The 8,778-nt window shown below is 67.5% G+C and carries 14 protein-coding genes and 2 pseudogenes; 6 read left to right on the forward strand and 10 right to left on the reverse strand.

All coding sequences use genetic code 11. The features are described 5' to 3' along the window. Nucleotides 1–289: 289 nt before the first annotated feature. Nucleotides 290–658 carry a DUF427 domain-containing protein gene (locus tag NE236_RS42460; RefSeq protein ID WP_252847997.1) on the forward strand — a complete coding sequence of 123 codons (369 nt, stop codon included), beginning with the start codon at nucleotides 290–292 and terminating at the stop codon, nucleotides 656–658. Nucleotides 659–760: 102 nt separating this feature from the next. On the opposite strand, the gene NE236_RS42465 is transcribed toward NE236_RS42460, so the two are convergent. Together NE236_RS42465 and NE236_RS42470 are read right to left on the reverse strand one after the other, a co-directional pair. After that, entirely contained in the window at nucleotides 761–1,219 is a 459-nt protein-coding gene (locus NE236_RS42465; RefSeq protein ID WP_252847998.1) for a PaaI family thioesterase, read from the reverse strand. A 95-nt stretch (nucleotides 1,220–1,314) separates the two neighbouring features. Beyond that, the gene (locus tag NE236_RS42470; protein WP_252847999.1) at nucleotides 1,315–1,932 is read right to left on the reverse strand and encodes a LysE family translocator; all 618 of its coding nucleotides are present in this window, start codon (nucleotides 1,930–1,932) and stop codon (nucleotides 1,315–1,317) included. A 111-nt stretch (nucleotides 1,933–2,043) separates the two neighbouring features. On the opposite strand from NE236_RS42470, the gene NE236_RS42475 reads away from it, so the two are divergent. Next, nucleotides 2,044–2,496, forward strand: coding sequence for an Lrp/AsnC family transcriptional regulator (locus NE236_RS42475; protein ID WP_252848000.1), 453 nt, complete (start codon nucleotides 2,044–2,046; stop codon nucleotides 2,494–2,496). Between the two features lie 16 nt (nucleotides 2,497–2,512). Next, complete coding sequence (locus NE236_RS42480; RefSeq protein ID WP_289851615.1) at nucleotides 2,513–2,695, forward strand: excisionase family DNA-binding protein; 183 nt, start codon at nucleotides 2,513–2,515, stop codon at nucleotides 2,693–2,695. A gap of 68 nt (nucleotides 2,696–2,763) precedes the next feature. Here NE236_RS42480 and NE236_RS42485 read toward each other — a convergent pair whose 3' ends face one another. The 5 genes and pseudogenes from NE236_RS42485 to NE236_RS42500 form a co-directional block, all read right to left on the reverse strand. After that, nucleotides 2,764–3,585 (reverse strand): GNAT family N-acetyltransferase, encoded by an 822-nt coding sequence (locus tag NE236_RS42485; RefSeq protein ID WP_252848002.1) that lies wholly within the window; start codon nucleotides 3,583–3,585, stop codon nucleotides 2,764–2,766. 74 nt (nucleotides 3,586–3,659) lie between these two features. Continuing rightward, nucleotides 3,660–4,133 (reverse strand): DUF3995 domain-containing protein, encoded by a 474-nt coding sequence (locus NE236_RS42490; RefSeq protein ID WP_252848003.1) that lies wholly within the window; start codon nucleotides 4,131–4,133, stop codon nucleotides 3,660–3,662. A 109-nt stretch (nucleotides 4,134–4,242) separates the two neighbouring features. Further along, nucleotides 4,243–4,569, reverse strand: coding sequence for a DUF6191 domain-containing protein (locus NE236_RS42495; RefSeq protein WP_252848004.1), 327 nt, complete (start codon nucleotides 4,567–4,569; stop codon nucleotides 4,243–4,245). Between the two features lie 52 nt (nucleotides 4,570–4,621). Next, nucleotides 4,622–4,753, reverse strand: a complete 132-nt coding sequence (locus tag NE236_RS45445; RefSeq protein WP_372494536.1) for a DUF397 domain-containing protein — start codon at nucleotides 4,751–4,753, stop codon at nucleotides 4,622–4,624. Then, nucleotides 4,728–5,233, reverse strand: a pseudogene (locus NE236_RS42500) (DUF5753 domain-containing protein). The gene NE236_RS45445 and the pseudogene NE236_RS42500 overlap by 26 nt, the downstream one beginning before the upstream one ends. Before the next feature lie 500 nt (nucleotides 5,234–5,733). Here NE236_RS42500 and NE236_RS42505 point away from each other — a divergent pair. Together NE236_RS42505 and NE236_RS42510 are read left to right on the forward strand one after the other, a co-directional pair. Continuing rightward, nucleotides 5,734–6,720 (forward strand): alpha/beta fold hydrolase, encoded by a 987-nt coding sequence (locus NE236_RS42505; RefSeq protein WP_252848006.1) that lies wholly within the window; start codon nucleotides 5,734–5,736, stop codon nucleotides 6,718–6,720. Between the two features lie 182 nt (nucleotides 6,721–6,902). Next, a pseudogene (locus NE236_RS42510) lies at nucleotides 6,903–7,040 on the forward strand (SDR family NAD(P)-dependent oxidoreductase); the annotation flags it as partial. A gap of 77 nt (nucleotides 7,041–7,117) precedes the next feature. Here the strand turns inward: NE236_RS42510 and NE236_RS42515 are convergent. Genes NE236_RS42515 through NE236_RS42525 form a run of 3 tightly spaced genes read right to left on the reverse strand, consistent with a single transcriptional unit; the run spans nucleotide 7,118 to nucleotide 8,354 of the window. Next, nucleotides 7,118–7,306 (reverse strand): DUF397 domain-containing protein, encoded by a 189-nt coding sequence (locus NE236_RS42515; protein ID WP_252848007.1) that lies wholly within the window; start codon nucleotides 7,304–7,306, stop codon nucleotides 7,118–7,120. 17 nt (nucleotides 7,307–7,323) lie between these two features. Then, nucleotides 7,324–7,518: a DUF397 domain-containing protein gene (locus NE236_RS42520; protein ID WP_252848008.1), complete on the reverse strand. Its 195-nt coding sequence runs from the start codon at nucleotides 7,516–7,518 to the stop codon at nucleotides 7,324–7,326. After that, nucleotides 7,515–8,354, reverse strand: coding sequence for a helix-turn-helix domain-containing protein (locus tag NE236_RS42525; protein WP_252848009.1), 840 nt, complete (start codon nucleotides 8,352–8,354; stop codon nucleotides 7,515–7,517). Before NE236_RS42525 ends, NE236_RS42520 begins: the two co-directional genes overlap by 4 nt. 120 nt (nucleotides 8,355–8,474) lie before the next feature. Between NE236_RS42525 and NE236_RS42530 the strand changes: the two genes are divergently transcribed. After that, a complete protein-coding gene (locus tag NE236_RS42530) occupies nucleotides 8,475–8,750 on the forward strand; it encodes a hypothetical protein (RefSeq protein ID WP_252848010.1) in 276 nt (91 codons plus the stop codon). Nucleotides 8,751–8,778 lie beyond the last annotated feature (28 nt).

Here is an 8,778-nt window from a genome sequence, read left to right on the forward strand (position 1 = left end):
AGCTTTCGGCAAGAAAAGAGGGCCGCTTGGCTACCATCCAGAGGTCGATATCAGGCAAAGCCGTCCGGATCTTCAGCGGACAGCCACAGTCCCACGACGAAGTCAGTAAACAATAAAGGCCGACCAAGGTAGAGCAGTCACCCTGGTCGTTCCATGGGGGTCAGGCCGGACTGTGGGGCGGTGGGCGACCACCGGCGGTCACTCCGCTCGAGGTGTCGGTGGAGTGGCGGGCGGAGATGCCAGCGCTGCCCAGGCACACGCTCTTGCCCGGAGATGTAAGGATTGTCGTATGGAGACGAAGGGACATGACATCGAGGTCACACCTGGCTCGGATCAGGTCGTGGTGCGGATCAATGACACGGTCGTCGCGACCTCCTCGCGCCCGGTCGTACTCACCGAGACCGGCTCCCCAGCGCGGTACTACCTGCCGCCGGACGACGTGAAAACGGATCTGCTCCGGCCGTCGACGACGACGTCACACTGCCCGTTCAAGGGTGACGCCCGCTACTGGTCGATCGAGACCGGTGACGGTGTCGCCGAGGACGTCGTGTGGTACTACCCGGAGCCGTTCCCGAGGGTCGAGGGGATCGCTGGAATGCTCGCCTTCTGGACCGAGAAACCAGGCGTCACCCTCGAGGTGAACGGGCAGCCCGCATAGCCGCCCGCCACCGTTGGCGGGTATCTCAGGGGCCGAGGTCCCAGAGCAGGCGGTAGTAGCGGGTGCGGTCGGGATCTGGCCGCGCGCCCTGGGCTGGAGAACTCACTCGTCGGGTCTTCCGTTCAAACAGATCAGTGTCTGCTGGCCTGTTGCGACGAGTGTCCTCTGCCCGCCCTGGACGCCGAACACTTCCAGTTGGCAGACGGTCAGCGTTCGACCGGATTTCAGGACGGTTCCGACGGCCTCGATGTGATCGCCTACGGCAGGTGCCAGGAGATTGATCTTGTACTCCACCGTCAGCACCGATGCGTTCTCGGGGAACAACGTGAACCCCGCATAACCGCCCGCGCTGTCCGCGATGGCGCTGGTGGCTCCCGCGTGGAAGTAACCGTGCTGCTGGGTCACTTCGGGGCGACGCGGGAGCATGATGTGCACGCGTCCCGGTGCGATGTGCGCTATACGCGCCCCGAGATGGCGCATCAGTCCCTGGCGTTCGAAGCTGGCCCTGATGCGCGCCTGAACCTCGGGGCTCGCCTGTTCCTGTGGCGTCTGGTCTTCCATGGCCCTCCTCGAGCGGACATCGCGGCCGGTCCTGTGACCCTTGGGGGGCAGTGATCGGGCCTTGGCCCCCAAGGGGATCGAGCGAGGCGGGGCCGTCATCCGGCCAGGCGTTCCACGAGGAGGATCCCGCCGATGACGATCATCATGACACCGGTGGCGCGCGTTACTGCTCGAGCGGCCGCCGGCCGGGCCTGCAGCACGGTGCGGGCCAACACACCAACGGCGAGGTAGACGACGGTGCAGCTTGCCATGTGGAGCACGCCGAACAGGCCGGTCTGAGCGGCGACGGGCCAGCCCGCTCCGGGGCTGATGAACTGCGGGAGCAGGGAGAAGTACAGCAGCAGCGCCTTTGGATTCAGGCCGCTGACCCCGGCGCCTTTCAGCATGATCTGCCAGGGGGATGACGCCAGTGCTTCCATGGAGGCATGAGGGCCGGCCGGCCGCGCCAGAACGGCGCAGCCGAGCCACATCAGGTAGACGGCCCCGAGGACGGTCAATGCGGTGAGCAGGCTCGCGGAGCGCGCGACGAGCAGCACCAGGCCGGCCACGGCGAGCAGGGTATGTCCCGCGTATCCGGCTATCAGCCCGGTGACGGCGGGGACTACCGACCGGTCCCGCAGTCCTGCCCTGATCGCGTACGCCCAGTCCGCGCCGGGCGTGCACACCAGCAGAAGGTCCACGGCCAAAAAAGCCGCCACTGTTCCCGTGTCCATCGATCAATCCCTCGTCCGTTCATCATTACGGGAGGGAGAATAGGCGCGTTTTGCCCGAAAATGGTGCTAACTTTTTGCCGTGCTCGCCGTGTTTGGGGGATTATCTTCTCCATGGATGCCGTGGACCGGAAGATTCTTGCCGAGCTGCAGCAGGACGGTCGTCTGACGGTGACCGAGCTGGCCGCCCGTGTGAAGCTGAGCGTCTCGCCGTGCCACCGGCGCGTGCGCGACCTCGAACGAACGGGCGCGATCCGCGGCTACCGCGCCGTCGTGGACCCGGCCGCCGTCGGCCTGAACTTCGAGGCCCTGGTGTTCGTCACCCTGCGCTGGGAGGACAGCGACACGGTCGCCGCCTTCGAACAGGCCGTGGCCGCAGTCCCGTACGTGGTGCAAGCCCAGCGCCTGTTCGGTGACCCCGACTACCTCTTGCGCGTCGCCACCGCCGACCTGGCGGCCTTCCAGCGGCTCTACGACCAGCAGCTGGCCACCCTGCCAGGCATCCAGCGCCTGACCTCCACCCTTGTCATGAAACACGTCGTCGACGACCGCCCGCTCCCCGGGTAGCCGCTTTGCGGACATCCTGAACGTATCCCGCCCCTTCTTGATCGGGCTGCTCGAAGCCGGGACGATCCACTATCGGATGGTGGGAAAGCACCGGCGCATCACCGCTGAGGCACTCATGGAGTACAAGCGACGCGATGACCGGGAGCGCCGGGCGGCCGCGGAGGATCTGTCGGCACTCGGTCAGGAACTCGGGCTCTAACGATGGCATTCGTCGTGGTCTATGACGCCACGCTCCGGGACCTACTGATCCGCATCGCTCAAGCGGGCTTAGTCCAAGCCAAATTTCCTGACGCAGGAACCGGGATCCGCCGGCGACCACACATAGGGGGTCGTGGTGGTCACAGCTTGGAAACCGAGTCGGCTCAGGATCGGTGCGCTGTCGTCGGAGGCATCTACTTGGAGAAACGTGACCCTGCGGGCAGTGGCGAGCTGGGCGCGTGCGGCCAGCAGTGCGCGGTAGATTCCCCGTCCTCGCCAGGCGGGCAGCGTTGATCCGCCCCAGAGCCCGGCGAATTCGGTGCCTGCTCGAAAAACGAGCCATGCTGCGGAGACCACCTCGCCGTCGGCCTCGGCGACCATGACGGCGATTTCAGTCGAGGCTGCCGAGATTCGCGCGATCAGGTCGTCGGCAAGCCAGCTCCAGTCCTGACCCCAGACGGTGGACTCCATCGCCGCTATGCGGTGCATGTCGGCGTCTGTAGTGACTTGGCGCAGGCGAACGCCGTCCGGCAGGACCGGTTCCCTGGCCATCTCCTGCGCGAGACCGATCATGACGGTCTCCTGCTCTTCGGGCACGAAGCCGGCGGCTCGTAGGCGGTCGACGAGGTCGGTCGGCCGGTCATGCCCACGGGTTTTCCACTCCACCGCTTCTCCGCGAGTGGCGAAGTAGTCACGTTGTCGCCGGATCAGCCGGTCGAGTTCAGCGCCGCGTAGTCCCACGTCGCGCGGGCAGCTGATGAAGCCGCGGAATTGGCCGACGATCCGTAGCAACGGGCCGTCCTGCTCGTACGTGACTCCCGCCGGAGGGTTTGGTGGTTCTCCTCGCATCTGCTCGTCATAGGCCGCGAGGAGACCGTCGATGTCGGTCACATGACTAGACAGTACGACCCGAAGCAACCGGTTTTCCCACGGGACCTCGCCGCTCGTCGCACTCTCCGATCACATCAGCGATCATCCGGACGGAATCGTCCGGCGGGAGCGCTCAGGCCCGTATCAGATCGGGCAGCGCCGGCTAGGAGTCGTTTGCCTGACGCAGGAACCGGGACGCTCGTGGCTCTGCCGGTGGCGATCCAGAGGATGCCCCAGGTCAGGAAGAACGGCGACCAGAGGACAAGGTCCCAGCGGGCGAGGTGACGGGACAGTTCAAGGTACTGGGCCGACGGTGGCCGCAGTCCGGTGAGGACCAATGTGTCGCCGAGGAACCCGAAGCCGATCGGTCCGATCGAGCGAAACACCATGAGGACGCCGAGCGTCCAGGCCGGGATTGTCAGGAGTCTGCGCGGGACGCGCCGCCCCCATGGCTGGATGGTGGCGAGCGCGAACAGCACGCCGACGACCGCGACGGCGAACATGAGCCAGTAGCTGGCGACGAACCATCCGTCGCGAGCCAGCATCCGCACCCTGAGATCAGGTTTCATCGGTTCTTTGTCCACCAAGACCCCGGAGCCGAGGGCCTGGGCAAGTTTCAAGAGGCCATACGCCGTGGTGCATACGCAGGTGCCGAAGGCGGGCCACCGGGCCAGGCGTTCATTGGTTCGCATCGCGGTCCGGGTTCGATTTGGTGATGTAGGCGACGTTCTGGTCGAGGTCGACTCGGTTGGCAGGTGGCGCGCCGTCGGCGTCTTCGTCCCGCAGGACGCGCTCGACCTGGCGATGGTCCAGTTCAGTCCGTTTGCTGCCCTGGAAGGCCGCCGTGAATTCGTCGAACCCCGTCGCCGAGAGTGGCGTACCAGAACGCCGGCGAAGCCAGGGCACAAGCCCATGACCGGTCATCCGGATCCAGGCGCGTTCGAGCCCTGCTAGGGCGAGGAGCATGCACGCGAGAACGGGAAGCGCTGCCGCGAACGCCGCCATGATCAGGCTCCCTGGAGCGCGTCGGCGAGGTAGCGGTGCACGGAGGTCTTGGTCACTGAACGGAACCGTCGGGCACTGGCGCACCGGCGGCCAACTGCTCGACGGCCAGCCGAGCGACCTCGACACAGGCGCCGCCCTGGCTGCTGCTGCGGCTGCTCTTACGCCACTGGGCCTCGCCGTTCATCGCACTCTCCGAGCAGGTCTGCGATCATCCGGATGGAGTCGTCGGGCGAGAGGGCACAGGCGCGCAGAAGGTCCAGAGCGACACGACAATTCGCGACCTCCTCCGGGCGCCCGATGATCTGTCCGTCCCCGAAGCCCTCAGCGTAGACGAGCCTGGTCTCGTCGGGGAGGGTGAACAAGGCCATCGGGCCGCTCATCCCCGCGTGTGCACCGGCCGTGAACGGCAGCACCTGGAGCACGACCCGCGGGGAGTCTGCGACGCGCACCAGCCGGGCGACCTGGTCCCGCATCACCTCGACGCCACCTACCGGGCGGCGCAGCACGGCCTCGTCGAGGATGACCCACAGGAACGGCGGATCGGTGCGGGAGAGAATCTCCTGGCGGCTCATACGGCGGCGACGTGCTTCTCGATGTCCTCATCGCTGGCGTGGGGATGCCCGGCGCATAGTTGGACGCGGGCATATGCCTCGGTCTGAAGCAGGCCCGGTACGGCCTGTGGCCAGTGGCCGCGCCACCGCCACCCTCACCACCGCCAACATCACCGGCGTCAGTTCGGTGGCGTTCAGCCCGGCATGCCTGAGCCGGTGCCGCAGCACACGTCCAGTCCCCGCCGAACGGCGTGAGCGGACGCAGCGCGTCGGCGGTCGCGTCAAGAACACTCTCGGGGGTACGAAACGGCGTGTGGTCGAACTTCGGAGCGAGCAGGTCGTAGCCGCGCTCGACCGAGGACAGCGCCTGGATCGCCAGTTCACGCAGAGACGGGCCTTGAGGCGAGAACACCGGTCAAGGGTACTTCTCCCCGCGCCGACCTCACGGCCGCCCGCAGGTGGGCGCAGGTTTGCCGAAGTGGCAACAAGGTTCGCGGTGGCCTCACCGTCCGCAGGATTATCGGCGCGAGAGCCGTTGGGCGGTGACCGCCCTGGTGACGGCCGACCTGTCGGGTGCACTGAGCATTTGAGGATCGAACGCTTCGGAGGATCGATGTCGCAAGCTGCCGCGGGTGCGGAGGTCACGCATCGCCTGGTGTCGTCTCCCGCCGGTCGTATTCACCTGGTGGAGCAGGGATCCGGTCCGCTGGTGCTGCTGGTGCACGGGTTCCCCGAGTCCTGGTATTCGTGGCGTCACCAGCTACCGGTGCTGGCCGCGGCCGGCTACCGGGCGGTCGCCATCGATGTGCGTGGCTATGGCCGCTCCTCCAAGCCCGAGGACGTGGCCGCGTACCGGATGCTGGAGCTGGTCGAGGACAACGTCGCCGTGGTGCACGCGCTAGGCGAGCAGACGGCGGTGATCGTCGGCCACGACTGGGGCGCGCCCATCGCCGCCAACTCCGCCCTGGTCCGGCCTGACGTGTTCCGCGCAGTCGGATTGTTGAGCGTGCCGTACGCTCCGCGCGGCGGGCCGCGGCCCAGCGAGATCTTCGCGCGGATGGGCGGCGATGAGGAGTTCTACATCAGCTACTTCCAGGAGCCCGGCCGAGCCGAGACCGAGATCGAACCGGACGTCCGCGGCTGGCTCGCCGGCATCTACGCCGCCCTGTCCGCCGACACCAGGCCATCCGCCGGCGCCCCGGACCCGCTCTCCGTGTCCCCGGGCGGGACGCTGCGCGACCGGTTCCCCGCCGGCCGGCTGCCCGCCTGGCTCAGCACGGACGACCTTGATGTCTACGCCGGGGAGTTCGAGCGGACCGGCTTGAGCAGGGCGCTCAATCGCTACCGGAACGTGGATCGGGACTGGGAGGACCTCGCCGATTTCGACGGTGCCCCGATCACCCAGCCGTCCCTGTTCATCGGTGGCGCGCTGGACGCCCCCACCAACTGGAGGGCCGACGCCATCGAGGCCTACCCCACCACGCTGCCGGGCCTGGTCTCCTCACACATACTCGACGGCTGCGGCCACTGGATCCAGCAGGAGCGCCCGACGGAGGTCAACGAGATCCTGACCGGCTGGCTCGCCTCCCTGCCCGCGTGACCCCGAGCCGTACGCGTCCCGGCCCGCCACAGCCTCAGCAGCAGGCCGGGGCCGCGAATCGTCACCTGCCGCGAATCGCCGGTGGAGCGCTCGGCTTGTGTACCCATTGCACCGAACGGTGTGGTGCGTGAATGCTTTCGGTTCCTGCGAATGAATGCCTGTCTGGAGGCCGCGTGACGACGATGGCGGGCAAGGCATGCCTGGTGACCGGCGCGACCAGGGGCATCGGCAAGGAGACCGCGGTTCGGTTGGCGATGCTCGGCGCTCCCGTGATCATCGTCGCCCGCACACCGGCGCGCGGTGAGATGGCCGCCGAGGAGATCCGCCGGCGGGTATCTCCCGCGCGTCGACATCATGGTTCAGGCTCCCTGGAGCGCGCGGTGCACGGAGGTCTTGGTCACTGGACGCGGTCGCCGGGCAGGGACGCGCCGACGTCCGGCTGCCCGGCGGTCAACCGGGCGACCTCGACACAGTTGCCGCCCTGGCTGCTGCTGCGACTGCTCTTACGCCACCGGGCGACCTCGACGCACTGGCCACCCTGGCTGCTGCTGCGACTGCTCTTACGCCACTGGACCCCGCTGCTCATCGCACTCTCCGATCAGGTCAGCGATCGCGGACGGAATCGACGGGCAGCAGCGCACCGACGGCCGACTGCTCGACCGCCAACCGGGCGACCTCGACACAGTCACCGCCCTGGTCGCTGCTGCGACTGCTCTTACGCCACCGGGCGACCTCGATGCACTGGCCACCTTGGTCGCTGCTGCGGCTACTCTTGTACCACCGAACCTCGCCGCTCATAGCTCTCCGCTCAGGTCTGCGATCATCCGGACGGAGCCGTCCGGCGGGAGGGCGCAGGCACGCATCAGGTCCAGCCGCAGGCGACAGTTCGCGACCTGCTCCGGGAGCCCGATGATCTGCCCGCCCCCGAAGCCCTCAGCGTAAACCAGCTTTGTCTCGTCGGGGAGAGTGAACAAGGTCATCGGACCGCTCATCCCCCCATGGGCACCGGCCGCGAACGGCAGGACCTGGAGCACGACCCGCAGGGACTGTGCGGCATGCACCAGCCGGGTGAGCTGGTCACGCATGACCTCAGCTCCGCCGACCGGACGGCGGAGCACGGCCTCGTCGAGGATGACCCACAGGAGCGGCGGATCGCTGCGGGAGAGGATCGCCTGGCGGCTGATGCGGGCGGCGACGTGCTTCTCGATCTCCTCATCGCTGTCGCGGACCCGGCCCGTCCTGATCTGGGCGCGGGCGTAGTCCTCGGTCTGGAGTAGGCCCGGTACGGCCTGTGGTTCGTACTTCAGCATCTCGGTGGCCTCGGATTCCACCTCGACGAAGGGACGGAACCATTCGAGGTAGGAGTGCTTGATGATCCGCTTCCAGAGGCGGCCGAGGGCGCCGTTGGTGGCCAGGACGTGGTCGCACGCCTTGATGAACTCGATGCGTGGCGCGCGCCGGCCCGTCTCGACCATGCCGATCATGGACGGGGACATGTGGACCGCGCGGCCCAGCTCTTCCTGGGTGAGGCCCGCCTGCTCGCGGTGGAACCGCAGCTCGTCGCCCCAGTAGGCGAGCGCTGTGAGGCCGGATACGGCGGCCGTGGCCGGTTTGCGGGATGTCGTCGATGTCATTGCCGGGCTCCTCACCTCGCGCTGACGCGATCCGACGTCGAAGGAGCCGCCTTCACGGCTCCCCCACCACGGACGCGAATGCGCACTCAGAGTAAACCGATGGCGTCAGAGTGTGGTGCCATGACGACGATTTCCCCATTCACCGACCTCGAGAAGGAGGCGGCGGAGCTCGCCGCCGAATACGCTCCCCGGCGCTTCGCGCTGTGCTGGGTCGACCCCGAGCAGGACGACGGAGGCGTCCTGTACTGGGGTCTGCAGCTCCGCGACGGTCACGCCATGGTCTGCCGCGAGTCCAAAGGCTGGCTCGGCGAGTTCGAGAACGCCGAGGCGGCCCGGCGCGTCTTTTCCCGTACGCGAACGGTCACGCTGGTCTGGCTCGACCCCCCAGGAGAATGATCGACGCGGGGCCGCCCCGTTCCAGACG

This window comes from Actinoallomurus purpureus (assembly GCF_024055795.1).
GTDB lineage: Bacteria > Actinomycetota > Actinomycetes > Streptosporangiales > Streptosporangiaceae > Actinoallomurus > Actinoallomurus purpureus.

Excerpts from the sequence above, each read along its gene's own strand:
- NE236_RS42520 (WP_252848008.1), bottom strand. The coding sequence starts at position 7,518 with ATGAGCGGCGAGGTTCGGTGGTACAAGAGTAGCCGCAGCAGCGACCAA.
- NE236_RS42525 (WP_252848009.1), bottom strand. The coding sequence starts at position 8,354 with ATGACATCGACGACATCCCGCAAACCGGCCACGGCCGCCGTATCCGGC.
- NE236_RS42530 (WP_252848010.1), top strand. The coding sequence starts at position 8,475 with ATGACGACGATTTCCCCATTCACCGACCTCGAGAAGGAGGCGGCGGAG.
- NE236_RS42460 (WP_252847997.1), top strand. The coding sequence starts at position 290 with ATGGAGACGAAGGGACATGACATCGAGGTCACACCTGGCTCGGATCAG.
- NE236_RS42475 (WP_252848000.1), top strand. The coding sequence starts at position 2,044 with ATGGATGCCGTGGACCGGAAGATTCTTGCCGAGCTGCAGCAGGACGGT.
- NE236_RS42465 (WP_252847998.1), bottom strand. The coding sequence starts at position 1,219 with ATGGAAGACCAGACGCCACAGGAACAGGCGAGCCCCGAGGTTCAGGCG.
- NE236_RS42495 (WP_252848004.1), bottom strand. The coding sequence starts at position 4,569 with ATGGCGGCGTTCGCGGCAGCGCTTCCCGTTCTCGCGTGCATGCTCCTC.
- NE236_RS42470 (WP_252847999.1), bottom strand. The coding sequence starts at position 1,932 with ATGGACACGGGAACAGTGGCGGCTTTTTTGGCCGTGGACCTTCTGCTG.
- NE236_RS45445 (WP_372494536.1), bottom strand. The coding sequence starts at position 4,753 with ATGAACGGCGAGGCCCAGTGGCGTAAGAGCAGCCGCAGCAGCAGCCAG.
- NE236_RS42515 (WP_252848007.1), bottom strand. The coding sequence starts at position 7,306 with ATGAGCAGCGGGGTCCAGTGGCGTAAGAGCAGTCGCAGCAGCAGCCAG.
- NE236_RS42490 (WP_252848003.1), bottom strand. The coding sequence starts at position 4,133 with ATGAAACCTGATCTCAGGGTGCGGATGCTGGCTCGCGACGGATGGTTC.
- NE236_RS42505 (WP_252848006.1), top strand. The coding sequence starts at position 5,734 with ATGTCGCAAGCTGCCGCGGGTGCGGAGGTCACGCATCGCCTGGTGTCG.